At 66.8% G+C, this 24743-nt stretch carries 22 protein-coding genes and 1 pseudogene; 18 read left to right on the top strand and 5 right to left on the bottom strand.

Annotated features, from left to right (window positions below):
- Positions 1-2 precede the first annotated feature (2 nt).
- Together ASD94_RS23635 and ASD94_RS13705 are read right to left on the bottom strand one after the other, a co-directional pair.
- Positions 3-167: a hypothetical protein gene (locus tag ASD94_RS23635; protein ID WP_156391433.1), complete on the bottom strand. Its 165-nt coding sequence runs from the start codon at positions 165-167 to the stop codon at positions 3-5.
- Positions 168-228: 61 nt separating this feature from the next.
- Positions 229-1128, bottom strand: coding sequence for a gamma-glutamyl-gamma-aminobutyrate hydrolase family protein (locus tag ASD94_RS13705; RefSeq protein ID WP_056643822.1), 900 nt, complete (start codon positions 1126-1128; stop codon positions 229-231).
- Between the two features lie 325 nt (positions 1129-1453).
- Between ASD94_RS13705 and ASD94_RS13700 the strand changes: the two genes are divergently transcribed.
- From ASD94_RS13700 to ASD94_RS13690, 3 genes are all read left to right on the top strand, one after another.
- On the top strand, positions 1454-5026 hold the full coding sequence (locus tag ASD94_RS13700) for a TonB-dependent receptor domain-containing protein (RefSeq protein WP_056644133.1): 3573 nt from the start codon (positions 1454-1456) through the stop codon (positions 5024-5026).
- Positions 4998-7019 (top strand): CHASE2 domain-containing protein, encoded by a 2022-nt coding sequence (locus ASD94_RS13695; RefSeq protein ID WP_056643820.1) that lies wholly within the window; start codon positions 4998-5000, stop codon positions 7017-7019. The genes ASD94_RS13700 and ASD94_RS13695 overlap by 29 nt, the downstream gene beginning before the upstream one ends.
- A 99-nt stretch (positions 7020-7118) precedes the next feature.
- Entirely contained in the window at positions 7119-7472 is a 354-nt protein-coding gene (locus ASD94_RS13690; protein WP_056643818.1) for an HPF/RaiA family ribosome-associated protein, read from the top strand.
- A 116-nt stretch (positions 7473-7588) separates the two neighbouring features.
- On the opposite strand, the gene ASD94_RS13685 is transcribed toward ASD94_RS13690, so the two are convergent.
- Together ASD94_RS13685 and ASD94_RS13680 are read right to left on the bottom strand one after the other, a co-directional pair.
- Entirely contained in the window at positions 7589-8554 is a 966-nt protein-coding gene (locus tag ASD94_RS13685) for a PDR/VanB family oxidoreductase (protein ID WP_056643816.1), read from the bottom strand.
- Positions 8551-9606 carry an aromatic ring-hydroxylating dioxygenase subunit alpha gene (locus ASD94_RS13680; RefSeq protein ID WP_056643814.1) on the bottom strand — a complete coding sequence of 352 codons (1056 nt, stop codon included), beginning with the start codon at positions 9604-9606 and terminating at the stop codon, positions 8551-8553. Before ASD94_RS13680 ends, ASD94_RS13685 begins: the two co-directional genes overlap by 4 nt.
- 270 nt (positions 9607-9876) lie before the next feature.
- Here ASD94_RS13680 and ASD94_RS13675 point away from each other — a divergent pair, with 270 nt between their 5' ends.
- The 8 genes and pseudogenes from ASD94_RS13675 to ASD94_RS13640 all read left to right on the top strand — a co-directional run bounded on the left by ASD94_RS13675 (position 9877) and on the right by ASD94_RS13640 (position 17601).
- Entirely contained in the window at positions 9877-10653 is a 777-nt protein-coding gene (locus ASD94_RS13675; protein ID WP_056643812.1) for a GntR family transcriptional regulator, read from the top strand.
- Positions 10654-10797: 144 nt separating this feature from the next.
- Positions 10798-11985 (top strand): annotated as a pseudogene (locus ASD94_RS13670) (ABC transporter substrate-binding protein); the annotation flags it as partial.
- Between the two features lie 293 nt (positions 11986-12278).
- Complete coding sequence (locus ASD94_RS13665) at positions 12279-13151, top strand: branched-chain amino acid ABC transporter permease (protein WP_056643809.1); 873 nt, start codon at positions 12279-12281, stop codon at positions 13149-13151.
- Positions 13151-14146, top strand: coding sequence for a branched-chain amino acid ABC transporter permease (locus ASD94_RS13660; protein ID WP_056644131.1), 996 nt, complete (start codon positions 13151-13153; stop codon positions 14144-14146). The genes ASD94_RS13665 and ASD94_RS13660 overlap by 1 nt, the downstream gene beginning before the upstream one ends.
- A gap of 1 nt (position 14147) precedes the next feature.
- Complete coding sequence (locus ASD94_RS13655) at positions 14148-14921, top strand: ABC transporter ATP-binding protein (protein ID WP_056643807.1); 774 nt, start codon at positions 14148-14150, stop codon at positions 14919-14921.
- On the top strand, positions 14914-15645 hold the full coding sequence (locus ASD94_RS13650; protein WP_056643805.1) for an ABC transporter ATP-binding protein: 732 nt from the start codon (positions 14914-14916) through the stop codon (positions 15643-15645). The genes ASD94_RS13655 and ASD94_RS13650 overlap by 8 nt, the downstream gene beginning before the upstream one ends.
- Positions 15646-15653: 8 nt before the next feature.
- The gene (locus ASD94_RS13645) at positions 15654-16634 is read left to right on the top strand and encodes a tripartite tricarboxylate transporter substrate binding protein (protein WP_056643803.1); all 981 of its coding nucleotides are present in this window, start codon (positions 15654-15656) and stop codon (positions 16632-16634) included.
- Between the two features lie 52 nt (positions 16635-16686).
- A complete protein-coding gene (locus tag ASD94_RS13640; RefSeq protein ID WP_056643801.1) occupies positions 16687-17601 on the top strand; it encodes an NAD(P)-dependent oxidoreductase in 915 nt (304 codons plus the stop codon).
- A 123-nt stretch (positions 17602-17724) separates the two neighbouring features.
- Here the strand turns inward: ASD94_RS13640 and ASD94_RS13635 are convergent, their stop codons facing one another.
- Positions 17725-18690, bottom strand: coding sequence for a LysR substrate-binding domain-containing protein (locus tag ASD94_RS13635; RefSeq protein ID WP_056643800.1), 966 nt, complete (start codon positions 18688-18690; stop codon positions 17725-17727).
- 163 nt (positions 18691-18853) lie between these two features.
- Between ASD94_RS13635 and ASD94_RS13630 the strand changes: the two genes are divergently transcribed.
- The 7 genes from ASD94_RS13630 (at position 18854) to ASD94_RS13600 (ending at position 24739) form a co-directional block, all read left to right on the top strand.
- A complete protein-coding gene (locus ASD94_RS13630) occupies positions 18854-19546 on the top strand; it encodes a substrate-binding domain-containing protein (RefSeq protein ID WP_082576877.1) in 693 nt (230 codons plus the stop codon).
- A gap of 35 nt (positions 19547-19581) precedes the next feature.
- Entirely contained in the window at positions 19582-20616 is a 1035-nt protein-coding gene (locus ASD94_RS13625; protein ID WP_056643798.1) for an amidohydrolase family protein, read from the top strand.
- A gap of 1 nt (position 20617) precedes the next feature.
- A complete protein-coding gene (gene ligK / locus ASD94_RS13620; protein WP_056643796.1) occupies positions 20618-21301 on the top strand; it encodes a 4-carboxy-4-hydroxy-2-oxoadipate aldolase/oxaloacetate decarboxylase in 684 nt (227 codons plus the stop codon).
- A gap of 170 nt (positions 21302-21471) precedes the next feature.
- Positions 21472-22470: a tripartite tricarboxylate transporter substrate binding protein gene (locus tag ASD94_RS13615; RefSeq protein ID WP_056643794.1), complete on the top strand. Its 999-nt coding sequence runs from the start codon at positions 21472-21474 to the stop codon at positions 22468-22470.
- A 22-nt stretch (positions 22471-22492) separates the two neighbouring features.
- Positions 22493-23437, top strand: a complete 945-nt coding sequence (locus ASD94_RS13610; RefSeq protein WP_056643791.1) for an amidohydrolase family protein — start codon at positions 22493-22495, stop codon at positions 23435-23437.
- A gap of 4 nt (positions 23438-23441) precedes the next feature.
- Complete coding sequence (gene ligA / locus ASD94_RS13605) at positions 23442-23882, top strand: protocatechuate 4,5-dioxygenase subunit alpha (protein WP_056643789.1); 441 nt, start codon at positions 23442-23444, stop codon at positions 23880-23882.
- 2 nt (positions 23883-23884) lie between these two features.
- Positions 23885-24739 (top strand): class III extradiol dioxygenase subunit beta, encoded by an 855-nt coding sequence (locus ASD94_RS13600; protein ID WP_056643788.1) that lies wholly within the window; start codon positions 23885-23887, stop codon positions 24737-24739.
- Positions 24740-24743 lie beyond the last annotated feature (4 nt).

The raw sequence follows: 24743 nt of genomic DNA, 5'->3' as shown, positions 1-24743 counted from the left end.
ACTCAGTGCGGGGTGTCATTCCCTTGCTTGCCGGTGGCCATTGCGCCAATGATTTCGATCACGGTGCCGAGCACCAGGGTGAAACCTGCCGCACCCCCTAATCCTGCGACAGCCAGCACCACAGCGGCAATCACGCAGAGAAGCGCCGCGCAATGAAAAGGCCTCATGCCACGCTCCCAGCGCGGCAGGGGCGCTTTACCAGCGCGGCGAGGGCGCAGGAGGGCTGCGTCATTGTTCAGCAACCTTGGTGGCGGCCTTGTGTTGGCGTCGCAAGGCACCGCGCAGCAATCGCGTGGCCCGGTCTCTCAGCCCCGCCGGCTTGCCGGGCCGCACCGGGTGTTCGCGGGCCTGCACGCAGGCTGCCAGAAAGTCGTTGAGGATGGCCGTGTCGTCCAGCGTGTTCGAGCCTTGTTTGTGGAACTCCGGGTGCCACTGCGTGGCGGCGATGTAGCCACGGCCTGGAGCGGGCTTGAGCCGGATGGCCTCGGGCACGCCGTCGGGTTCGCTCAGGGCCTCGACCACGAACTCGGGCGCCACGCGCTTGATGCCCTGGTGGTGGATGCTGTTGACGCGCGCTCGGGGCATGGCGGGGTACAGCTTGGCCAGATGCGAGTCGGGAACGATCTGGATGTCGTGGAAATGCTGGTCGTAGGTGGTGGCGTTGCGGTGTTGCAGCGCGCCGGGGTGCTGGGTCTCGATGTCCTGGTACAGCGCGCCGCCAAAGGCCACGTTGATGAGCTGCAGGCCCCGGCACACGCCGAAGATGGGCTTGCCCACTTCGGCAAAGGCCTTGACCAGGGCCAGGTCGTAGATGTCGCGCACGCGGTCGCCCAGCCACTCCTCGCGCAGGGGCTCCTCGCCATAGTTGCCGGGCCACACGTCGGCGCCGCCGTGCATCACCACGCCATCGAGCCACTCGGCATAGTGCCGCAGCGTGACGTCGCCGCGCGCGGTCTCGCCCGTGGGGCAGGGCACCATCACGACGATGGCGCCCGACGACATGATCCAGTGCGCGATGGACTGCTCCACGTACTGCAACGTCTTGTTGGTGAACAGGGGGCGGGTGGGGTCGGCGTGCTGGAAGCAGGCGGACAGACCAATCTTGAGGCGGGGGGCAGCAGCGGGCATGGGGGAAGGGCTCCGGGCAGCGCGTGGCGCGCGTGGTCGATCATTGTGGTCGTTGAGGGAGAGACTTTTGCGGTTGTAGCACCGTGCCTTTGCGGCGTCTGTAGGAAAGTGCCGTGCAGCAGCTGTGCCCCGGTGTTTTGGTCTGGAGGAGGCTCCTTCGATCTGCCACAACATGCTACGAAATGTGGCTTTCTTCATGAAATGTGTCTGCACATCCGGCGGCTGGAGGCGGATTTTGCGGGGGTGCTCGCCATAATTTCGGTTCACCCGGTGCCAGGGAGGGGCACTGGGTGGCGCGATGCCCGCCTTCCCGGAAAGCCACAACATGTCCCATCCAACATTCCGTTTGTCCGCTCTCGCCGTGCTGGCCGCCGCGACCGCCGTAGCCTGCTGGCCGCAGGCTGCGCGGGCCACTGTCCCTGCGGGGGCTGCGGCTGAGATCGTCAGCCTGCAAGGGGCGGGCGACCAGCGCGCTGCAGTGGCGGCGGACTGGGCGCCTGCCCGCCTTGCCCAGGCCTTGGCCCAGGGCGACTTCGTGCGCACGCGGCAGGCCGCCAGGATGGCGCTGCTGTTTGCCGACGACACCCAGCTGCGCCTGCACCAGAATACGGTGCTGCAGGTCAAGGGCGTGGCCACCCCGGCGCAGCCCGTGACCACCTTGCTGCTCAATGCCGGCCGTGCGTGGACGCAGACCAAACGCGCCGACGGCAGTCGCCTGAACCTGGAGACGCCGGCTGCGACGGCGGCCATCCGCGGCACCGACTGGGACATCAGTGTGGAGGACGACGGCCGCACGCTGATCACCGTGCTCTCGGGCACGGTGGAGTTTTCCAACGCGCAGGGTTCGGTGTCCGTGGGTGCCAACGAAGCGGCGTTGGCCGAAGTGGGCAAGGCCCCGGTCAAGCTGGTGCTGAGCCAGCCGCGCGACCGCATCCAGTGGGTCAATGCACTGCGGGCCGACCCGGTGCCCCACCTGTCGGCCGGGCCCGTGCCTGCAGCACTGGTGCCCGTGCGGGATGCTCTGGCGGCCCGCGACCTGGCGGCGGCCCGTGCCGCGCTGGCGCAGGCGCGCACCTCCGCAGCGCCGGCATGGGTGGATGTGTTCGATGCGGCCGTGGCCCTCCAGGCGGGCGACCTGCTGGCCGCGCGCGGCCTGCTGGCGCGGCAGGTGGCTGCCGCCGACGCGGCGCCGTTGCCCGCGTGGCTCATGCAGTCCGACGTGCAGCTGATGGAGGGCGAAGGGGTTGCGGCAGCCGACACGCTGCGCACTGCGCTCCAGCGCTGGCCCGCCCACCCGGCGCTCGTGGCACAACTGGCGCGGGTGCAGATCCTGAGCGACCGTGTGGACGAAGCGGCGGCCACCCTGGCCCCGGCGCAGGGCACGGCCCATGCCGACCTGGCGCTGGTGCGCGCCGAGCTGGCACGGCGCCGGGGCGATGCGCCCGGCACGCTGGCTGCGTATGCCGAGGCGCAGACGCTGGCACCTGGCGATGCTCGCGCCTGGCAAGGCCTGGGCAGCGCACATGCCGAGCGCGAAGACCCACGCCCCGCCCGCGAGAACCTGCGGCGCGCGCTACAGCTGTCGCCGCAATCGCCCGGCGCCTGGGGCGAGCTGGGCACGCTGGAGACCTTTGTGAACCAGTTCACCGAGGCGGGCCAGGCCTTTGCCACCGCGCTGGGAGACAACCCCGCGGACTACGTCGCGCTCACCGGCCAGGGGCTGCTGCACCTCAAGCAAGGGCAGCCAGACGCCGCGCTGGATGCGTTCTTGCGGGCGGGCGTGATGGAGCCACGCTATGCCCGCGCCAAGACCTGGACCGCCGTGGCCTACTACCAGTTGGGCCGCCACCAGGATGCGCTGACCACCTTGCAGCAGGCCACCGTGCTGGACGACAAGGACCCGGTGCCCTACATGTTGCTGGCGCAGATCCACACCGATCTGTTCCAGCCTGGCGAAGCGGTGGAGGCTGCGCGCGCCGCCGTGGCGCGCATGCCGTACCTCAAGTCGCTCAACCAGGTGGCCAACGACCAGAAGGGCAGTGCCAACCTGGGCGCATCGCTGGCGTTCTTTGGCATGGAAGACTGGGCGCTGGAGATGGCGCAGCAGAGCTTCTACCCCTACTGGGGCGGCAGCCACCTGTTCATGGCGGACCGCTATGCGGGTGAGTTCAACAAGAACTCGGCGCTGTTCCAGGGCTTCCTGACCGACCCCATGGCGTTTGGCGGCAGCCAGCGTTTTTCGCCGCTGCTGCAGCAGCCCGGCAGCCACGGGTCGGTGGGCGTGACGCTGGACCACGAGTTCTACCGCATGCGCGCGCCTGCGGTCACGCTCAATGGCCTGGACAACAGCCATGTGCCGGTGTCGTGGTTCTTCAAAGCACAGACGGCGGATGTGAGTGCCTATCCGTTCGACCTGCAGGTCAACCGCCTTCCCGCCATGCGGGCGGGCGAGGGCGACCTGCGGGCCCGCGCCATCACCGCCGGGGTGGGCATGCAGCCCACCGAGCGCATCAACCTGTTTGCCTATGCCAACCAGTTCAGCATGCGCCTGCGGGGCCAGAACGCGCAGGAGACGGCGCTGGACGACACCGTCACCCAAGGGGCCCTGGGCATGGCCTACCGGTGGGGGCCGACCGAGCAGACCTGGATCAAGCTGGGCCGCAGTGTGGACAACCTGCAACTGCTGCGCTACCCCACGGCCTATATCGACCCGCCGTTCCTGAGCGTCATGGGCGTGAGCAGTGCTCCGCGCAAGGACTTCAGCGACATCCAGCTGCGCCACACGGTGGACACCACCCCTGGCAGCCGCTGGAGTGTGACCCTGGAGCATGTGCACGAGCGCCAGAACAACCTGCTGGCAGGCGAGGCCGCTGTGGTGGCCGACATTCCCGGCGTGGGGCTGTACCGCGACTATCTGGTGCTGGCGGGCTACAACCGCATTGACCGCCGCTACACCGGCCTCACGCTGGCCACCACGCAGCGGGTGGACCCGGCGCTGAGCCTGGACGCTGCCTTGGGCCTGCAGCAGATCCGCCACCGTGTGGACGGCCTCACGCAGAGCTATCTGGTGGGGCTGGACCAGTTCAGCGAAGAGCAAGCCCGCCGCGCGGACACCGAGCGTGTGGTCACGCCACGCCTGGGGGCGGTGTGGCAGCCTGCAGCGGGCACCACGCTGCGCGTGGCCTACCAGGACTGGATGCGTCCCCTGAGCGTCTCCACCCTTGCGAGCGTGGAGACTGCGGGCATCCCCGTTGAAGACCGGCTGGTCGAAGCCGGGGGCCGCCACAAGCGCACGGTGGCGCAGCTGGGCATGGAGGTGGGCGCCAGCACTTTCGTGGGCCTGCGCGCCGACCATCTGCGGGTGAACAACCCTGGCACCGTCGGCGTAGACCTGCGCACACCCAGCCTGCCGTTCCTCGAAGAGATGCGCAACGCGCAGCTGGTCAACCTGTCCACCAGCGACCTGCTGGAAGACACGCCAAGCTTTGAGCGCGGCACGCTGCAGACCCTGGGTGGCACGGTCAACCACATGTTCAGCCGTCGCTGGTCGGCCTACGCCAAGTACCTGTACCAGCACAGCGAAAGCCGCACGCTGGACGGTGGTGCCGAGGTGGTGGGACGCATTCCCTACATCCCCCGCCACACCGTGGCGCTGGGCGCCACCTGGGCCAGTGCGCAGCGCCTGTACCTGAGCGCTCGCGCGGTGTACCGGTCCGAGCGGTTTGAGGACAAGGAGAACCTCACGCGCCGCGCGCCAGGCTGGGGTGTGGACCTGATGGGCTTCTGGGAAACGCAGGACAAGCGTTGGGTGGTGGGCTTTGCGGCCATGAACCTGTGGGCTCCGAAGTCGGACCGGCAAAAGGCCCGCTATGTCCTGGATGCGCGCTACCGCTTCTGATTCGGCGGCAGTGCCGCACGCCCGGCAGCGGCAGCGGTGGCTCTCGCTGGCGGCGGGGGCGCTCGCGTTGCTGTTGGTGCTCGCGGCCAGTGTGAGCCGCCCCTGGCACGCGCTGGAGTTCAAGACCTTTGATGTGCTGACGGCGCTGGCTGCGCCGCACCACACGGCGGTCCCCGTGGTGATCCTCGCTATCGACGAGCCGACTTTTCAGGAGCTGCAGCAGACCTGGCCCTTTCCGCGCAGCATGCACGCGGCGCTGCTGGAGCGGCTGCGCACCGAAGGTGCGCTTGCCGTGGGGCTGGATGTTGTGTTTGCCGACCCGTCCACCGAGGCCGAGGACGCAGCCCTGGACCGCGCCATTGCGCAAGCGGGGCGGGGGTTGCCGGTGGTGTTGGCCTCCGCGCGCGAGAAGATCGACAGCGCCAATGCCGCGCTGTGGACGGAGATTCAGCCGCTGCAGCGGTTTCTGGATGCGGGCGCCGATGCGGGCGATGCCGGGGTGGAGCCCGACGACGACTTCGTGGTGCGCCGTGCGCCCGCCGCACGCGAAGGCTTTGCGCTGCGGCTGGCCCAGCGTGCGGCCGAGGCGCGGGGCCAAGCCCCGGCGCTGCACCCCTTCGACTGGATCGGCTACCGTGGCCCGCGCGGCACGTTCGACACGCGCTCGTACTACCAGGCGCTGGAGCCGGGGCTGCTGCCTGCAGGTTTCTTCAAGGGCAAGATCGTGCTCGTGGGGCGATCGGCGCGCACCGCCACCGAGCTGTCGCATTCGCAGGCCGACTTGTTCAACTCGCCGTTTGGCACGGTGGGTGGTGAGCGGCTTTTCCCGGGTGTGGAGCTGCAGGCCACGCTGCTGGACAACCACCTCACTGGCGGGGGGCTGCGCAGCGTGTCAGACGTATGGACCCTGGCCATCACCATGCTGCTACTGCCGGTGCTGCTGTGGGCCAACCGACGGCTGCACCCGGCGGGCGCGGGGGCGCTGACGGCGGCGCTGGTGGTGGCGATGGGCGCGGTGTCGTGGTGGCTGTTTGTCAGCCTGCGCCTGTGGTGGCCGCCGCTGTTGCCAGCGGTCGGTGCCGTGGCTGTCTATGGTGCTGCTGCGCTGGTGGGCTATGCCATCGTGCGCCAGCGCGCACGCCAGACGCGGGCCATGTTTGCACAGTACGTGCCACCCGCCGTGGTCTCGCGCCTCATCGCGCAGCCCGAGCTGATGCGCCTGGGCGGCGAGGCGCGCGAGGTCACGCTCATGTTCACCGACCTGGCCAACTTCACCACGCTGTCCGAGCAGTTAAGCGCCGAGCAGACGGTGGAGGTGCTCACCGGCTACTTCAACGCCATGACGCCCATCGTGCATGCCACGGGCGGCACGGTGGACAAGTTCATCGGCGACGCGGTGATGGCCTTCTGGGGGGCGCCCCTGGATGACCCGCGGCATGCCGAACACGCCGTGGCTGCGGCCATCGCCATGCAGCAGGCCATGGCCGCGCTGGTGGCCGATCTGCAGGCGCGCGGCCTGCCGCCCATCCACATGCGCATCGGGCTGCACACGGGCCGCGTGGTGGTGGGCAACGTGGGTTCGGACCAGCGCTTTTCGTACACGGCGATTGGCGACGCGGTGAACTTGGCCGCGCGGCTGGAGGGCGCCAACAAGGCGTTTGCCACGGGCATCCTGCTGTCGGAAGCCACGGCGGCGCAGCTGCCGCCCACGGTGGCGCTGCGCGCGCTGGACGATGTGATCGTCAAAGGCAAGACCGAGCCCGTGCGGGTGTTCACACCCTGTGACGACGCCCTGGTGCGCGAGGCCAGCAGCGCGGCGCTGGCGGCCTTCCATGCGCGCGACTGGCACGGTGCCGAGGCGCAGCTGGCGCGGGTGCTGAAGCGGCTGCCCGGCGACCTGGGCGCCACCCGCCTCATGGCGCGCGTGGACGAAGCGCGGGCGCTGCCCCCCGGGGCGCCCTGGCAACCCGCCGTGGCCCTCGACAAGTTGTAGTGCGAGCCCATCCAACATCCTTTGACATGTATTTACCGGGGGTATGGAGGCTGGTGCCATGATGGGGACTTCGCAACTTCATCAGGAAGGACCCTCTCCATGCAAGTACAAGTCAATACGGACGACCACATCCAAGGCGGCGATTCTCTGGCCCGCTGGATCACGGACGAGTGCAAGAGCCGGCTGTCGCGCTTTCAGGACCATGTGACACGGCTGGAGGTGTTTCTGTCCGATGTGGATGCGGGCAAGTCCGGCGCCAATGACAAGCGCTGCCGCATCGAGGCGCGTGTCACGGGCCGTCAGCCCATCACCGTGACTGACGACGCCGACAAGATGGCCAACGCCTTCATCGGCGCGGCCGACAAGCTGGCCCGCGCCCTCGACGCCGACCTGGGCCGGGTGAAGGACCGCAACGGCCGCGACACCATCCGCGCGGCGGCCGCAGAAGAGTAGTTCAGGTGAAATAGGCCGCTAGTGCATGATTCATATGCACTAGCAGCTATCAATTCAGGAGTGAATGAAAAAGGCGCTGCAGCCAAAAGCTGGCAGCGCCTTTTGTTTGGGGTCGCCTACAGGTCGAGCACGAGCAGCTTGCTGCGCGCGCGCGAGCAGCAGGGCATGAACTGCTCGTTGGCGGCCTTTTCCTCGTCCGTCAGGTACATGTCGCGGTGGTCCACCTCGCCCTCCAGCACGCGCGTGAGGCAGGTGCCGCACACGCCTTGCTCGCAGGAGGTGAGGATGTCGATGCCCTCCTTGCGCAGCGCTTCCACCACCGACACATCGGGCGCAATGGGGTAGACCTTGCCAGTGCTGGCAATGCGCACTTCAAAGCCCTGGTCTCCCGAGGTGTCCTGTGCAGGGGCGCCAAAGTATTCGAGGTGGATGTGGTCCTGCGCCCAGCCCTGGGCCTTGGCGGTGGCCACAACATGGTCGATGAAGCCGGCCGGGCCGCACACATACAGGCGCTTGTCGGGTCCGGGAGCGGCCAGCACGGCGGCGGTGTCCAGCTTCTGCTCGGGGGCTCCCGCATCAAAGTGGAAGTGGGTGTGTGGCGCGAGGGGCGAAGCGGCAATCTCGGCGGCAAACGCGGTGCGCTCTACCGAGCGCGTGCAGTAGTGCAGTGCAAAGTCGGCGCCTGTGCGCGCCAGCCGGTCGGCCATGCACAGCAGTGGCGTCACGCCAATGCCACCCGCCAGCAGCACGGTGCGCTGTGCCGGGTGCAGGGCAAAGTGGTTGCGCGGCGTGCTGATGGTGACGACGTCGCCTTCATGCACGCTGTCGTGCATGGCGACGGAGCCGCCGCGCGATGCCGCGTCGCGCAGCACGGCGATGCGGTAGCGGTGCGACTCGTGCGAGGCATTGCACAGTGAATACTGGCGCACCAGTCCACCCGGCAGGTGCACGTCGATATGCGAGCCCGCGCTGAACGGCGGCAGGGCTGCGCCGTCCAAACGCGCCAGCTCAAAGCTGGCGATGCCTTCGGCCTCGACCCGCTTCCTGACGACGCGGACCTGCAGGGTCTCCTGCGCGGTCATGCGGTCACCGCCTGGGGTGCGGCAGGCGCGCGCTCGGCGGCCAGCAGGCGATCCAGAATCTTGCGCGACTGCACGCCACCGGCATCAATGTTGAGCATGAGCAGCTTGCGGTCTGGATAGCGCGTCAGGTTCTCTTGCTGCAGCTCCAGCATCTGCTGGTCCTCGGCAAAGATCTTGCCCTGGCCGTCGCGGATCTGGGTGGTGAGCGACGGGTCCTGCGGCTTGAAGTTGCGCGCCATGCCCCAGAAGTAGTGGATCGAGGTCTCGGTCTCGGGCGTGATGAAGTCCACCACGATGCTCGACGCCTTCTTGTCGGCCGGCGCGTCGTAGCCGCCATGGCCCGCCAGCGCTACGCCCACTTCGATCAGCACATGGCTGGGCGGGTTGAAGTGGCAGATCTGCCAGCGGTCCACCATCTGGTCGTCGGGCAGGCCGTTCATGCGCAGCGCCATCTTCCAGAACGGAGGGGCTTCAATGCCTTCCATGAAGCGGCTGGTGATGACCTCGTCGCCCTCCACGCGGGTCTTGCAGGGCACCTCATCGATTTCCTTCTGGCCGATGCTGGTGGAGTGCACATAGGTCTCGTGCGTGAGGTCCATCAGGTTGTCGATCATCAGGCGGTAGTCGCAGGCAATGTGGTACAGCCCGCCGCCGTAGGCCCACTCGGGGTTGTTGGCCCAGGGCAGGTGGTGAATGGTGGCGGGGTCGGCCAGCGCGGCATCACCGGGCCACACCCAGATGAAGCCATAGCGCTCCACCACCGGAAAGCTGCGCGCCTTGGGAAAACCCTGCACGCGCTGGCCGGGCATGGACACCGACTTGCCGGTGCATTCCACGCGCAGGCCGTGGTAGCCGCACTGCAGCTGGCCTTCGCACACGCTGCCCAGCGACAGCGGTGCGCCGCGGTGGGGGCAGAAATCATCCAGCGCGGCGACCTGGTCGGGTGCAGGGCGGTAGAACACGATCTTCTCGCCGCAGATGGTGCGGCCCAGGGGCTTGTCCGCGATCTCGTCGGGGGTGCAGGCTACGTACCAGGCGTTCTTGGGATACATGGTTGTCTCTCTCCGTGGGTGGATGGTGTTGTTGCGAGCTTGGTATACAGCCCGCGCGCAGATCGCAGCTGAGGTGCCGCAATTGTGCGAAAAACCCGGTTTTCTGTATACATAAAAAAGACATAAAACAGCTATTGCACTTTTGTATATCTCATAAGTTGTTGTTTTGTAATAGATCTACTTGTGTACGAGTGGATGTGATCTTGGTTTCTGTATACATTCGAAGCGCTGGCTTCAATCCCACCACTTGCCACAGCGCCCACTGCCGCCATGAACCCTCCCGACCCCCTGACCCTTGCCCCGCCGTCCGACCCCGCCGAGGCGGGGACCTCGCAGGCCGTTAAGGCGCAACTGCGTCTGCGCGAGATGATCCTGGCGGGCGAGCTGCCCGGCGGCGCCCGCATTGCGGAGCTGACCCTCGTCGAGAAGCTGGGGGTGTCGCGCACGCCCATCCGCGCCGCGCTGATGCGGCTGGAGCAAGAGGGCCTGCTGCACCGGCTGCCTGGTGGGGGCTACGCCGTGCGCACGTTCTCTGAAACCGATGTGGCCGACGCCATCGAGCTGCGCGGCACCATGGAGGGCCTGGCCGCCCGGCTGGCCGCAGAGCGTGGCGTGGCGCCTGCCTTGCTGGCGGAGGCACATGCCTGCCTCGATGCCATCGATGCCACGCTGGCCCCGCCCATGCTGGACGATGAGGGCTTTTCGCGCTACGTGGACCTCAATGCGCGGTTTCACCTGCTGCTGAGCCGCATGGTGGGCAGTGACGTGGTCGCCCGGGAGCTGGACCGTGTCAAGGGCCTGCCCTTTGCATCGCCCTCGGCGTTTGTGGTGGTGCAGACGCATTCGGCCCAGGCGCGTGACATGCTGGTGGTGGCGCAGGACCAGCACCGGCAAGCACTGGACGCCATCGAGCGGCGCGAGGGCGCACGGGCCGAGGCCATCCTGCGGGAGCACTCGCGCATCACCCGGCGCAACCTGCTCGCGGCAGTGCAGGCGTCGCAGGTGCAGGGCTTGCCCGGTGTACAGCTGATCCGGGAGCGGGCATAAACAGGCGACCGAGGCTTGGGCGGGGCTCGGCTGTTATGTCATTTGGTGATACCTGAATGCTTGAATTTGCGCTTGTGAAATAACCCAACGCACGCCAAACTCGCCGCAGTTTTTTCTGTATACAACGACTTTCCACAGGAGACAACGATGCAAAAACGCCACCTTCTTCGTGCTTCGGCTGCGGCAGCCATCGTGCTGTCCACCGGCCTGGCCGCCGTGCCCGCCGCTGCCCAGGACAACGTGTTCAAGATTGGCCTGGTCCTGCCCATGACTGGCCAACAGGCCACCACGGGCCGCCAGATCGAGGCCGCCGCACGGCTCTACATGGCGCAGAACGGCGACATGGTGGGTGGCAAGAAGGTGCAGCTCATCGTCAAGGACGACACCAGCCTGCCCGACGTGACCCGCCGTATGGCCCAGGAGCTGGTCGTCAACGAAAAGGTCAACGTGCTGGCCGGCATGGGCATCACGCCCTCGGCCATGGCCACCGCCCCGCTGGCCACACAGTCCAAGACCCCCCTGGTCGTGATGGCCGCTGCCACCTCCAGCATCACCGAGGCCTCGCCCTATGTGGTGCGCACCAGCTTCACGCTGCCGCAGGTGTCGGTGGCGCTGGCCGACTGGGCGCCCAAGAACGGCATCAAGAAGGTGGTCACGCTGGTGAGCGACTACGGCCCTGGCATTGATGCAGAAAAGTACTTCAACCAGCGTCTCACGTTCAACGGCGGCCAGGTGACCGAAGCCCTGCGCGTGCCGCTGCGCAACCCAGACTTCGCCCCCTTCCTGCAGAAGGTGCGCGACGCCAAGCCCGATGCGCTGTTCGTCTTCGTGCCTTCGGGTGCGGGCGCCGCGGTGATGAAGCAGTTCCTGGAGCGCGGCATGGACAAGGCCGGCATCAAGCTCATCGGCACCGGCGACGTGACGGATGACGATCAACTGAACGACATGGGCGACGGCGCCCTGGGCGTGGTCACCTCGCACCACTACTCGGCGGCGCACCCCTCGCCCATGAACAAGAAGTTTGTGGAAGCCTTTGAGAAGGCCAACAAGGGCCTGCGCCCCAACTTCATGGCCGTGGGTGGCTATGACGGCATGCGCGTGATCTACGAAGCGCTCAAGACCACCAAGGGTGCCGGCGGCGGCGACGCCCTGCTGGCCGCCATGAAGGGCCAGATCTTCGAGAGCCCACGCGGCAAGGTGTTCATCGATGCGCAGACCCGCGACATCGTGCAGGACGTGTACCTGCGCAAGGTGGAGCGCGTGAACGGCCAGCTGTACAACGTGGAATTCGACGTGATCAAGGACGTCAAGGACCCCGGCAAGACGAAGTAACCCCCTAAGCAGGAAGCCCCCCTGAGCCGCTTCGCGGCTTCCCCCCAGGGGGACGCCGCCCCTGCGGCGGGGCGGCCCTTGCACGGCGGCACTGGCCCAGGGCGCGCCAGTAGTCGCGAGTGGAGTTCTCATGTGGGGTGCTGCCTGTATGGTGCGTTCGTGCCGGGCACTCTTACCGTTCGGGCTGAGCCTGTCGAAGCCGGGGCAAGCCCCTTGAGCCGACAGTCTTTCAGTTAGATACCCAGCCACAGCCTCAGTGCGGCGGCCTTTTTTGTCTTCAATGAAGTGATTTCATGCTGACCATTCTTTTCGACGGCGTTGCCTACGGCATGCTGCTGTTCATCCTGGCGGTAGGGTTGGCCGTGACCATGGGGTTGATGAACTTCATCAACCTGGCGCACGGGGCCTTTGCCATGGCGGGGGGGTACATCACGGTGCTGCTCATGCAGAGGCTGGACGTGCCCTTCCTGGTCTGCCTGCCGCTCGCGTTTGTGGGCACCGCCGTGCTGGGGGGCGTGCTGGAGCGCACGCTGTACCGGCCGCTGTACCACAAGGCCCATCTGGACCAGGTGCTGTTTTCTATCGGGCTGGTGTTCATGGCCGTAGCCAGTGTGGACTATTTCGTGGGCTCGACGCAGCAGATCATGCAGCTGCCCGAGTGGCTCAAGGGCCGCACCGAGGTCGGCAGCGGCGCCCTCATGCTGGGCATGGGCCACTACCGGTTGTTCATCATCGCGGTGTGCGCTGCGCTCACCGTGGGCCTGCAGTACGTGCTCACCAAAACCCGCTTCGGCAGCCGCCTGCGCGCCAGCGTGGACGACCAGCGCGTGGCCGCAGGCATGGGCATCAACGTGAACATCGTGTTCTTGTCCACCTTCGCGTTCGGCTCGGGCCTCGCGGGCCTGGGTGGCGCGCTGGGTGCTGAAGTGCTGGGGCTCGACCCGAGCTTCCCGCTCAAGTTCATGATCTACTTTTTGATCGTGGTGGCCGTGGGTGGCACCTCGTCCATCACCGGCCCGCTGCTGGCCGCCTTGCTGCTCGGCATTGCCGACGTGGCGGGCAAGTACTACATCCCCAAGCTGGGCGCCTTCATCGTGTACAGCCTCATGATCTTGATCCTCATCTGGCGCCCCCAGGGTCTCTTTGTGCGCAAGGGGGGCAAGTGATGGCGAACCCGCACAACCCCCTGCTGCAGGCCCGGCGCTTTCGCTGGTGGGAGCCCGTGCTGTGGCTGCTGGCCTTCGCTGCGCCGCTCGCGCTGCCCAGCCACGCGCTCATCATCAACGAGATCGCCATCGTGGCGCTGTTCGCCCTCTCGCTGGACCTGATCCTGGGCTACACCGGCATCGTCTCGCTGGGCCACGCAGCCTTCTTTGGCCTGGGCGGCTATGCGGCCGCGCTGTTTGCCAAGCATGTGATGCCCGACCCGCTGGTGGGCCTGGCCGTGGGCATTGCTGCGGCCACGGTGCTGGGCGCTGTAGCGTCGCTCACCATCATGCGCGGCACCGATCTCACGCGCCTCATGGTCACGCTGGGCGTGGGCCTGGTGATGCTGGAGCTGGCCAACAAGCTCGACTGGCTGACCGGCGGTGCCGACGGTCTGCAGGGCGTGATGATGGGCCCGGTGCTCGGCAAGTTTGAATTTGACCTCTATGGCCGCACGGCCGCGTGGTATTCGCTCACGGTGCTGCTGGTGTTCTTTCTGATCGCTCGCCGCATCGTGCAGTCGCCGTTTGGCGCCACGCTCAAGGCCATTCGCGACAACCGGCTGCGTGCCATGGCCATCGGTATCCCGGTGACGGCCAAGCTGGCGCAGGTGTACACGCTGGCCGCTGCGCTGGCCGGTGCTGCGGGTGCGCTGCTGACGCAGACCACGGGCTTTGCCTCGCTCGACCTGTTCGAGTTTCACCGCTCGGCCGACGTGATGCTGATTCTTGTGATCGGCGGCGTGGGCTGGCTGTATGGCGGGATCCTGGGCGCCATCGGTTTCAAGCTGCTGCAGGACGTGATTTCGTCCATCACACCGCAGTACTGGACCTTCTGGGTCGGCCTGTTCCTGGTGGTGCTGGTGCTGGTCGGGCGTGACCGCCTGTTCCGCCCCTGGACCTGGTTTGGCGCTGGCCGCAAGGCCGGTGCTGCCTCCAAAGCGGGAGGTCACTGACATGAACAACACCACCTCCAACACCGTGCTGTCGGCGCAAGGCCTGGTCAAGCGTTTTGGCGGCATCACGGCCACCAACAACGTCACGATCAACCTGCAAAAGGGCGCACGCCATGCGCTCATCGGCCCCAACGGCGCCGGCAAGACCACGCTCATCAACCTGCTGACCGGCGTGCTGGAGCCCACCGAGGGCGCCATCACGCTCGAAGGCCAGGACATCACGCGCCTGGCGCCGCACCAGCGCGTGCAGCGCGGCATGGTGCGCACCTTCCAGATCAACCAGTTGTTCGACACCCTCACGCCGCTGGAGACGCTGGCCCTGACCGTGTCCCAGCAGCAGGGCCTGGGCAGCAAATGGTGGCAGCCGCTGGGTGCGCGCCGCGCCGTCACCGAGCGCTGCGAGCAGCTGCTGGAGCAGTTTCACCTCACGTCCGTGATGGGCGAGGAAACCCGCGTGCTGGCCTATGGCAAGCGCCGCCTGCTGGAGATTGCGATTGCGCTGGCCTGCGAGCCGCGTGTGCTGCTCCTCGACGAGCCCGTGGCCGGCGTGCCAGCGGGTGAGCGCGAAGAGCTGCTGCAGACCGTGGCGGCCCTGCCCGCTGATGTGTCAGTGCTTTTGATCGAACACGATATGGACCTGGTTTTCAGCTTTGCCAACCGCATGACGGTGCTGGTCAATGGCACCGTGCTCACCGAGGGCGACCCCGACACCATTGCCAACGATGCGCAGGTCAAGGCTGTGTACCTCGGCCATGGGGAGGACGCCCATGTCTAAGACCGAGCTGCTGCGCATTGAAGGCTTGAGCGCAGGCTACGGCGAAGCCGTGGTGCTGCAGGGCATTTCGCTGGCCCTGCCCGAGGGGGATACGCTGGCCTTGTTGGGCCGCAACGGCACGGGTAAGACCACGCTCATCAACACCCTGGCGGGCGCCACCCGCCAACACGCGGGCACGGTGAGCCTGGGCGGCGTGGCCCTGCACAAGCTGCCCCCGCACGAGCGCGCGGCGGCCGGCATCGGCTGGGTGCCGCAGGAGCGCAACATCTTCAAGTCGCTGACCGTGCATGAAAACCTCACGGCCGTGGCCCGCCCGGGCCGCAAAGGCTCCACCGCACGGCAGTGGACGCCCGAGCGCGTGTACGAAATGTTCCCGCGCCTGGCCGAGCGCAAGACCAACCTGGGCACGCAGCTCTCCGGCGGCGAGCAGCAGATGCTGGCCGTGGGCCGCGCGTTGGTGCTCAACCCGCGCCTGCTGCTGCTCGACGAGCCGCTGGAAGGCCTGGCACCCATCATCGTGGAAGAGCTGCTGCGCGCCATCCGCCGCATCACGCGCGAAGAGGGGCTGTCGGCCATCATCGTGGAGCAGCACCCGCAGGCCATCCTGGCCATCTCGGACCACGCCGCCGTGCTGGACCGGGGCACCGTGGTGCACACCGGCAGCGCCGCCGAGCTGAGCGCCCAGCCCGAGCTGCTGGACCGCCTGCTGGGCGTGGCACGGTAGCGCGCACCATGGGCAGCGCCGTGCACCGCAGAACCCTCCTGGCATGGCTGGTAGCGTCGTTCGGCGGTGCGTCCAGCGCGCAGGCCGCTTTTCCCTCACGCCCGCTGCGCATCGTCGTGCCCAATGCGGCGGGCGGCGCGGCCGACATCACGGCGCGCACGGTGGGCCAAAAGATTGCTGGCCCGCTAGGGCAAAGCGTGGTCATCGAAAACAAGCCCAGCGCCGGTGGCGTGGTGGCAGGCGATGTGGTGGCGCGGGCCGAGCCTGATGGGCACACGCTGCTGCTGGTGAGCAGCGGCACAGCGGTGAGTGCGGCGCTGTTCCAGTCGCTGCCTTTTGACACGCTCAAGGACTTTGCGCCCGTTTCCCTGCTGGCCACGTTCGATCTGGCCGTGGTGGTGAAGGAAGGTGGGCGCTTTCGCACGCTGGCCGACTTGCTCACGTATGCGCGCGCCCACCCCGGCCAGCTCAACATCGGCACCCCGCAGATCGGCACCACACAGAACCTGGCGGCCGAGCTGTTCAAGGTGACGGCGGGCATCGACGCGCAGGTGGTGCCCTTCAACGGCACGCCGCCGATCATCACGGCGCTGCGGGGTGGCGAGATCGACGTGATGATCGACATCCTGGGCGGACTCATGCCGCAGATCGGCGCCAAGGCCCTGCGGCCGCTGGCCGTGATGGGCGCGCAGCGGGCGCCGCAGCTGCCCGATGTGCCCACGGTGCGCGAGAGTGGCGGACCGCTCGCGGGCTTCAACGTCACGTCGTGGAACGGCCTGGCCGTTCCTGCCAAGACGCCCCCGGCGGTGGTGGAGCGCCTCTCGCGCGAAGTGCAGGCGGCACTGGCCCAGCCCGATGTGAAAAAGCGCCTGCTGGAGCTGAACCTCAATGCCCAGGGCAGCACCCCCGCGCAGCTGGGTGAGCACCTGGCGGCCGATGTGCGCCGCTGGAGCGACGTGATCGCCAAGGCCAAGATTGCGCGGCAGTGAGCGGTGCCGCTGCTGATCGCTTGCGGTGGCGGAAGGCGGAAAGGAACATCGAATGAACATCACACACATCGGCCTCGTGGGCTATGGCGAGGTGGGCAAGATCTTCAGTGCGGGCTTGCGCGTCCAGCCCGGCGTGGCTTCTGTCGCCGCGTGGGACCTGAAGCTGGCCGACCCCGCGCACCGCGACGCCCTGCAGAAACACGCCGCGCAGGCGGGTGTGGTGGCGGTGGATGCGATGCAGGCGCTGTGTGCGCGCTGCGACTGCATCATGTCGGCGGTCACCGCGTCGAACACGCTGGCCGTGGCGCAGGAGGCTGCGCAGCACATCCGCCCCGGCACGGTGTTCCTGGACCTCAACTCCGCATCGCCCGGCACCAAGCAGCAGGCGGCGGCGCTCATCGAGGCGCGTGGCGCGCACTATGTCGAGGCGGGCGTGATGACCTCGGTACCGCCCTATGGCATCCGCGTGCCCATGCTGCTGGGTGGCGCGCAAGCTGCCGCACTGGCCGCGGTGCTGACCGGCTGGGGCATGGATGCGAAACCCGTGAGCGAGCAACTGGGCGTGGCCAGCGCCATCAAGATGTGCCGCAGCATCATGATCAAAGGGCTGGAGGCGTTGGTCATCGAGAGCTACGCCACAGCCCGCCGATACGGCGTGGAAGAGCATGTGCTGCCCACGCTGGCCGAAACCTTCCCGTCCATCGACTGGCACGAACAAGGCCGTTACTTTTTCAGCCGCGTGGTGCAACACGGCCAGCGCCGCGCCGAGGAAATGCGCGAGTCCGCCCAGACGGTGCACGAGGCCGGCATGGAACCCCTGATGGCCTCCGCCATCGCCGCCAAGCAGCAGTGGGTGGCCGACCTGGCGCGGGGCGGCGTCTTTCAAGGCCTGCCCAAGGACGCGCGCTGGCAGGACTATGCGGACCGGGTGCTGGAAAGCTTGTCACCCCCAGCTGCTGGGGACTAATGCCTCGGCCACTTTGATTCGTCTTTGCTCCAGGCGACTGGCGCGGCCGAATACCAGGGACGCCAAGCAAGGGCCGCCCCGCAGCGAGGGCGTCGTCCCCCTGGGGGGAAGGCGCGCAGCGCCTCAGGGGGGGCTTCTATAAAGTGCCTGCAGCGTCGTCCGAATCAGCTCCGCCATCGCCTGCTGCGTGAGCGTGGCGGGGCGCTGCGAGCTCACGGCCATGAACAGCTTGCTACGCAGACGGGTGGTGCCGTCTTCGCCCTCGCTCTCCCCATCGCTGCCCGCGCCGTGGATGGGCCGGGTGCTGAACACTTCGGCCTTGCCCGAGGTGGTGACTGCATTCATGGGCAACACGGCGCAGCCCGCGCCATCGGCCACCAGGTCGAGGATAGCGGCCACGCCGTCGATCTCCAGGCTGATCTGCGGGCGTTTACCGCGTGCGGCCAGTTCGGATTCGACCAGCATACGGATGGAGTTGGGGCGAGTGGGGATGATCAGCGGAAAGCGCGGCAGCTCGTCCAGCGGCAGGGGCGTGCGGGCCAGGGCATCGGCCTCCGCCTCGCTCTGGCCCCCGGAGCGGCGCTGCACCAGAAACAGGTCTTCCTCCAGCAGCGCGGTGGTCTCGATGCCCGGCGCGGGCGTGGTGTTGTAGAGCAGTGCAATGTCGAGCAGCCCGGTGGTCAGCGACTCGCGCATGGCCACCGACAGGCCCTCGCTGATGGCCAGCGCCGCGTCCGGCATCTTCACGCGGAAGGCGCGCGTCAGCGGCACCGTCAGCACCTTGGCAATGCTGGGCGGCAGGCCAATCGCCACGCGCCCGGCCAGCGCACCGCGCACGCGACCCAGCTCTTCCCGCGCACGCTCCACCTGGTGCAGGATGCCGCGCCCGTGCTCCAGCAGCAGCTTGCCCGCCTCGGTGGGCGTGGCGCCCCGGCCGTTGCGCACCAGCAGGTTCTGGCGCAACTCCACCTCCAGCAGGCGCACCTGGCGGCTCAGCGCAGGCTGGGCGATGTCCAGCACCACCGAGGCACGGGTAAAGCTGCCCAGCTCGGCCACCCGCACAAAGTATTCGATCTGCTTCAGGTCCATGGGCAAGGCTCTCTGCTATAGCTGTAGGTCAACGATCACGGAATGATATATCTGGTAGTGCCGGTGCCGCCTTCATGTTTGGGCCGCCGCTGCCCACAATCGGCGGTATGTATACAACGGCACGCATCGCCTGGGCCACCCGCAGCCCGGCAGGAGACAACGCATGAAGCAGCCAGTGATCCGAGGCATTTCTTCCATGGCCACGCGCCAGGTGCTGGCCGACCTGGTGGCCGGTTTTGCGCAGCAGTCGGGCACGCAGGCCGCCATCGAATCGGTGGGCGGTGTGGACGCCGCCAAGCGCGTAGCTGCCGGTGAGGCATTCGATGTCGTCATCCTCGCCTCCGATGCCATCGACAAGCTCATGGCTGCGGGCCACCTGGTGCCCGGCAGCAAGGTGGACTGGGTGCACTCCGGCGTGGCCGTGGCTGTGCCTGCGGGCGCGCCGCTGCCCGACCTGTCGAGCGAAGACGCCGTGCGCGCTGCCGTGCTGGCCGCGCCCAGCATCAGCCTGTCCACCGGCCCCAGCGGCGTGGCGCTGAGCAAACTGTTCGAGCGCTGGGGTATTGCCGAGCAGATTGCGCCACGCATGGTGCAGGCGCCCCCTGGCGTGCCCGTGGGCTCGCTGGTGGCCAAGGGCGAAGTGGCGCTGGGCTTTCAACAACTGAGCGAGCTGCTGCACGTGCAGGGCATCCAGATCGTGGGCCCGCTGCCACCTGTCATCCAGATCACCACCACGTTTTCAGCAGGCGTCGGCGTGCATTCGCAACAGGTGGATGCCGCGCGTTCGCTGCTGGCTTACCTGGCCTCTCCTGCTGCGGCTGAAGCCAAGCAGAAACAGGGTATGACCCCCGCCTGACCGATCACCAGAACACCTTCCAGGAGCACCCCACCATGAGCCTCATCATCGACTGCCACGGCCACTACACCACGGCCCCCAAGGCGCTGGAGAACTGGCGCAATGCGCAGATCGCCGGCATCAAAGACCCGGCGGCCATGCCCAAAGTGGCGGATCTGCACATCAGCGACGACGAGCTGCGCGAGTCCATCGAGACCAACCAGCTCAAGCTGATGAAAGAGCGCGGCAGCGACATCACGCTGTTCAGCCCGCGCGCCAGCTTCATGGCCCACCACATTGGCGACTTCAATGTGTCGAGCACCTGGGCGGCCATCTGCAACGAACTCTGCTACCGCGTCTCCACGCTGTTCCCCGACCACTTTGTGCCCGTGGCCATGCTGCCGCAAAGCCCCGGCGTGGACCCGGCCACCTGCATCCCCGAGCTGGAAAAGTGCGTGAAGGAATACGGCGCGGTGGGCATCAATCTGAACCCTGACCCGTCGGGCGGCCACTGGACCAGCCCCCCGCTGACCGACAAGCACTGGTACCCCATCTACGAAAAGATGGTGGAGTACGACCTGCCCGCCATGATCCACGTGAGCACCAGCTGCAACGCGTGCTTCCACACCACCGGTGCGCATTACCTGAATGCCGACACCACGGCCTTCATGCAGCTCATCCAGGGCGATCTGTTCAAGGACTTCCCCACGCTCAAGTTCCTGATCCCGCACGGCGGCGGCGCGGTGCCTTACCACTGGGGCCGCTTCCGGGGCCTGGCGCAAGAGATGAAGAAGCCCCTGCTCGACACGCACCTGCTGAACAACGTGTTCTTCGACACCTGCGTGTACCACCAGCCCGGCATTGATCTGCTGAACACCGTGATCCCGGTGAAGAACGTGCTGTTTGCCAGCGAGATGATCGGCGCGGTGCGCGGCATCGACCCCACCACCGGCAACTACTACGACGACACCAAGCGCTACATCGAGGCCTCCACCATCCTGAGTGCCGACGACAAGCACCAGATCTACGAAGCCAACACGCGCCGCGTGTTCTCCCGACTCGATTCACGCCTGAAGGCAAAGGGGCTCTGACATGTTTGAACTTGGCGTTGTCTATCGCAACATCACCCGCGCCGACCGCGCAGCTGCCGACGGCCTGGCGGCCCTCGGCTCGGCCACCGTGCACGAGGCCATGGGCCGCGTGGGCCTGCTCAAGCCCTACATGCGCCCCATTTACAGCGGCCAGCAGGTCAGCGGTACGGCCGTCACCGTGCTGCTACAGCCCGGCGACAACTGGATGATGCATGTGGCGGCCGAGCAGATCCAGCCCGGCGACATCGTGGTGGCGGCCGTCACCTCGGAGTGCACCGACGGCTACTTTGGCGACCTGCTGGCCACCAGCTTCCAGGCCCGTGGCGCGCGCTCTCTCATCATCGACGCCGGTGTGCGCGACGTGAAGACGCTGCAGGAGATGAACTTCCCCGTGTGGAGCAAAGCGATCAGCAGCAAGGGCACCATCAAGGCCACGCTGGGCTCGGTCAACATCCCCGTGGTGTGCGCCGGTGCGTTGGTCACGCCGGGCGACGTGATCGTGGCCGACGACGATGGCGTGGTGTGTGTGCCCGCCGCCCGCGCGGCCGAGACGCTGGCCGCCGCGCAAAAGCGCGAGAGCTTTGAAGGCGAAAAGCGCGCCAAGCTCGCCAGCGGCGTGCTGGGCCTCGATATGTACAACATGCGCCCCGGCCTGGAGAAGGCAGGCCTCAAGTACATCGATTGACAAGACTTTCAAGTATTTTTGGCTTCTGGTGCTTATTCTTAAAGCGCTAGCAGCTATCAAAAATGAAGCGCTCAGATGCCTCCCAGGTTCCAGTCGCCTCGTCCCTTGAGGTTCTCGTTGGTCCTTGTCGTCTGTTTGCTCCATCCCTTCCATTGCACAGGCCCACTTCCATGCTCGCTCCATTCGCTCTGATCTCGCGTCGCTTGCTGGGCACGCTGGCTGTCTCGTCCCTGGTGGCGGCTGGGGCGGTGCCCCTGGCGGCCCGCGCGCAAGACTTCCCTTCCAAACCGGTCAAGATCGTCGTCGGCTACTCGGCGGGCGGCGCCGTGGACGCTGTGGCGCGGTCGGTAGGACAGGCATTGCAGGCCAGCCTGGGGCAGCCGTTTGTGGTGGACAACAAGCCCGGCGCGGGCACCAACATTGCCGTCAAATACGTCATTGAGTCGCCACCCGATGGGTACACCATGCTGATGGCGGCCAACGCGCTGGCGGCCAACATGGCGCTCTACCAACCGATGCCGTTCGATGCGGAAAAGGACCTGGTCCCGGTGGCGCTGGTCGGCCGCGTGCCGGTGGTGATTGCCGCCAATATCAACGCACCCTACAACGACATCAAGTCGCTGATTGCCGCTGCCAAGGCCAAGCCCGGCAGCATTTCCTTTGCGAGCCCCGGCAATGGGTCCACCCCCCACATGGCGATCGAGTTCTTCAAGCGCGCTGCCGGCGTCTCGTTGCTGCACATCCCCTACCGGGGCGGATCTCAGGCGCTGACCGACGTGATCGGCGGCCAGTTGCCCTTGGTGGCCGTGAACGCCCTCGAGGCCCAGCCCCACGTGAAGAGTGGCCGCCTGAAAGTGCTGGCCGTGCTGAGCGCCAAACGCACCGCTGTGTTCCCTGACGCACCGACCATTGCCGAGTCTGGCTTCCCGGGCTTTGAGGCCTCGGTCTGGTACGGCCTGGTCGCACCAGCGGCCACCCCCAAGCCCATCGTCGCCAAGCTGCACGCTGAAGTGCAAAAGGCGCTCCAGACCAAGGAAGTGCGCGACCGCATGGCGGCTGTCGGTGGCGAGGTGCTGCCGGGCGGGGCCGACCAGTTTGCGGCATTGATTCGTTCCGATCGCCAACGCTACGAAAAACTGGTGCGTGAAGCCAACATCAAACCCGATTGACCCGAACCCTGCGAGAACCAAGATGTCCAAACCGACTTCCGGTGATTTCACCAAAACCTCCGGCTGGCTTGACTGGTATGCCGGCCCTGCCAAGCCCCAACTCCAGCTGCCTGCGGGCGCCGTGGACGCGCACTGCCACGTGTTTGGCCCTGGTGCTGAATTTCCGTACGCGCCCGAGCGCAAGTACACCCCGTGCGACGCCAGCAAGCACGAGCTGTTTGCGCTGCGCGACCACCTGGGCTTTGCGCGCAACGTGATCGTGCAGGCCACTTGCCACGGTGCCGACAACCGCGCCATGGTGGATGCCTGCCTGGCCAGCGGCGGCAAGGCACGTGGCGTGGCCACCGTCAAGCGCAGCATTTCTGACGAGGAGCTGGCGCGCCTGCACGCTGCTGGTGTGCGCGGTGTGCGCTTCAACTTCGTCAAGCGCCTGGTGGACTTCACGCCCAAGGACGAGCTGATGGAGATTGCCGCGCGCATCGCCAAGCTGGGCTGGCATGTGGTGATCTACTTCGAGGCGGTGGACCTGCCCGAACTGTGGGATTTCTTTACCAGCTTGCCCACCACCGTCGTGGTGGACCACATGGGCCGTCCCGACATAGCCAAGGGCGTGGACAGTGCGGAGTTCGCGTTGTTCTTGAAATTCATGCGCGAACACACCAATGTGTGGAGCAAGGTGAGCTGCCCCGAGCGCCTGTCCGTCACCGGCCCCAAGGCTTTGGGCGGCGAGCAAAATGCCTATCAGGACGTGGTGCCGTTTGCCCGCAAGGTGGTGGATGAGTTCCCTGACCGCGTGCTCTGGGGCACCGACTGGCCGCACCCCAACCTCAAGGACCACATGCCTGACGACGGCCTGCTGGTGGACTTCATCCCGCACATCGCGCCCACGGCAGAGCTGCAGCACAAGTTGCTGGTGGACAACCCCATGCGCCTGTACTGGCCCGAAGAAGTGACAAAGAAAGGCTGACGCCATGGCACTCGACAAACCTTATCTGGACGTGCCCGGCACGACCATCTTCGACGCGGAGCAAAGCCGCAAGGGCTACTGGCTCAACCAGTTCTGCATGAGCCTGATGAAGGCCGGCAACCGCGAGCGCTTCAAGGCCAACGAACGCGCCTACCTCGATGAATGGGCGATGACCGAAGAGCAGAAGCTGGCCGTGCTGGCGCGCGACCTGAACCGCTGCATTGCGCTGGGCGGCAACATCTACTTTCTGGCCAAGATCGGTGCCACCGACGGCAAGAGCTTCCAGCAGATGGCGGGCAGCATGACTGGCATGACCGAAGAGGAATACCGCAACATGATGGTCAGCGGCGGCCGCTCGGCCAACGGCAACCGCGTGATCGGCGAAGACGGCGACGCACAGGCGCACCGCCAGCCGCAAGGTGCGGCCGGCAAGAAAGGAAACTGACCATGGCCAAGATCACCGCCTCCGTGTTCACGTCGCACGTGCCCGCCATTGGCGCCGCGCTGGACCTGGGCAAGACGCAGGAAGACTACTGGAAGCCACTGTTCGCGGGCTACGACTTCTCCAAGCAGTGGATGAAGGACAACAAGCCCGACGTGATCTTCCTGGTCTACAACGACCACGCCACGGCTTTCAGCCTGGAGATGATCCCCACGTTCGCCATCGGCACGGCTGCGCAGTTCCAGCCCGCCGACGAGGGCTGGGGCCCCCGCCCCGTGCCTGTGGTGCAGGGCCACCCGGACTTGGCTGCGCACATCGCGCAGTCGGTCATCCAGCAGGACTTTGACCTCACCATCGTCAACAAGATGGATGTGGACCACGGCCTCACCGTGCCGCTGTCGCTGATGTGCGGCCAACCCCAGGCCTGGCCCTGCCCGGTGATTCCGTTTGCCGTCAATGTGGTGCAGTACCCCGTGCCCAGCGGCCGGCGCTGCTACAACCTGGGCCAGGCGATCCGCAAGGCCGTAGAGAGCTATGACGAAGACCTGAACGTGCACATCTGGGGCACGGGCGGCATGAGCCACCAGCTGCAAGGCCCGCGCGCAGGCCTCATCAACCAGGAGTTCGACAACGCCTTCCTCGACAAGCTCATCAACGACCCCGAGGCTGCCGCCAGCATTCCGCACATCGACTACGTGCGCGAAGCGGGCAGCGAGGGCATCGAGCTGGTGATGTGGCTCATCGCCCGTGGTGCCATGGACGATGTGGCCGGCGGCAAGCCGCCCAAGCTGGCGCACCGCTTCTACCATGTGCCCGCGTCCAACACCGCCGTGGGCCACCTGATTCTTGAGAACACGTAAAAGG

The sequence above is a fragment of the Acidovorax sp. Root70 genome (genome assembly GCF_001428225.1).
Classification (GTDB): Bacteria; Pseudomonadota; Gammaproteobacteria; order Burkholderiales; family Burkholderiaceae_C; genus Acidovorax.
The sequence above is the reverse complement of the archived record's forward strand: the minus strand, read 5'-3'. Positions and strand labels throughout refer to the sequence as shown.

Bases quoted from the DNA above. Each gene is read 5' to 3' on its own strand.
- ASD94_RS23635 (WP_156391433.1), bottom strand. From the start codon at position 167: ATGAGGCCTTTTCATTGCGCGGCGCTTCTCTGCGTGATTGCCGCTGTG.
- ASD94_RS13705 (WP_056643822.1), bottom strand. From the start codon at position 1,128: ATGCCCGCTGCTGCCCCCCGCCTCAAGATTGGTCTGTCCGCCTGCTTC.
- ASD94_RS13700 (WP_056644133.1), top strand. From the start codon at position 1,454: ATGTCCCATCCAACATTCCGTTTGTCCGCTCTCGCCGTGCTGGCCGCC.
- ASD94_RS13695 (WP_056643820.1), top strand. From the start codon at position 4,998: ATGTCCTGGATGCGCGCTACCGCTTCTGATTCGGCGGCAGTGCCGCAC.
- ASD94_RS13690 (WP_056643818.1), top strand. From the start codon at position 7,119: ATGCAAGTACAAGTCAATACGGACGACCACATCCAAGGCGGCGATTCT.
- ASD94_RS13685 (WP_056643816.1), bottom strand. From the start codon at position 8,554: ATGACCGCGCAGGAGACCCTGCAGGTCCGCGTCGTCAGGAAGCGGGTC.
- ASD94_RS13680 (WP_056643814.1), bottom strand. From the start codon at position 9,606: ATGTATCCCAAGAACGCCTGGTACGTAGCCTGCACCCCCGACGAGATC.
- ASD94_RS13675 (WP_056643812.1), top strand. From the start codon at position 9,877: ATGAACCCTCCCGACCCCCTGACCCTTGCCCCGCCGTCCGACCCCGCC.
- ASD94_RS13665 (WP_056643809.1), top strand. From the start codon at position 12,279: ATGCTGACCATTCTTTTCGACGGCGTTGCCTACGGCATGCTGCTGTTC.
- ASD94_RS13660 (WP_056644131.1), top strand. From the start codon at position 13,151: ATGGCGAACCCGCACAACCCCCTGCTGCAGGCCCGGCGCTTTCGCTGG.
- ASD94_RS13655 (WP_056643807.1), top strand. From the start codon at position 14,148: ATGAACAACACCACCTCCAACACCGTGCTGTCGGCGCAAGGCCTGGTC.
- ASD94_RS13650 (WP_056643805.1), top strand. From the start codon at position 14,914: ATGTCTAAGACCGAGCTGCTGCGCATTGAAGGCTTGAGCGCAGGCTAC.
- ASD94_RS13645 (WP_056643803.1), top strand. From the start codon at position 15,654: ATGGGCAGCGCCGTGCACCGCAGAACCCTCCTGGCATGGCTGGTAGCG.
- ASD94_RS13640 (WP_056643801.1), top strand. From the start codon at position 16,687: ATGAACATCACACACATCGGCCTCGTGGGCTATGGCGAGGTGGGCAAG.
- ASD94_RS13635 (WP_056643800.1), bottom strand. From the start codon at position 18,690: ATGGACCTGAAGCAGATCGAATACTTTGTGCGGGTGGCCGAGCTGGGC.
- ASD94_RS13630 (WP_082576877.1), top strand. From the start codon at position 18,854: ATGAAGCAGCCAGTGATCCGAGGCATTTCTTCCATGGCCACGCGCCAG.
- ASD94_RS13625 (WP_056643798.1), top strand. From the start codon at position 19,582: ATGAGCCTCATCATCGACTGCCACGGCCACTACACCACGGCCCCCAAG.
- ligK (WP_056643796.1), top strand. From the start codon at position 20,618: ATGTTTGAACTTGGCGTTGTCTATCGCAACATCACCCGCGCCGACCGC.
- ASD94_RS13615 (WP_056643794.1), top strand. From the start codon at position 21,472: ATGCTCGCTCCATTCGCTCTGATCTCGCGTCGCTTGCTGGGCACGCTG.
- ASD94_RS13610 (WP_056643791.1), top strand. From the start codon at position 22,493: ATGTCCAAACCGACTTCCGGTGATTTCACCAAAACCTCCGGCTGGCTT.
- ligA (WP_056643789.1), top strand. From the start codon at position 23,442: ATGGCACTCGACAAACCTTATCTGGACGTGCCCGGCACGACCATCTTC.
- ASD94_RS13600 (WP_056643788.1), top strand. From the start codon at position 23,885: ATGGCCAAGATCACCGCCTCCGTGTTCACGTCGCACGTGCCCGCCATT.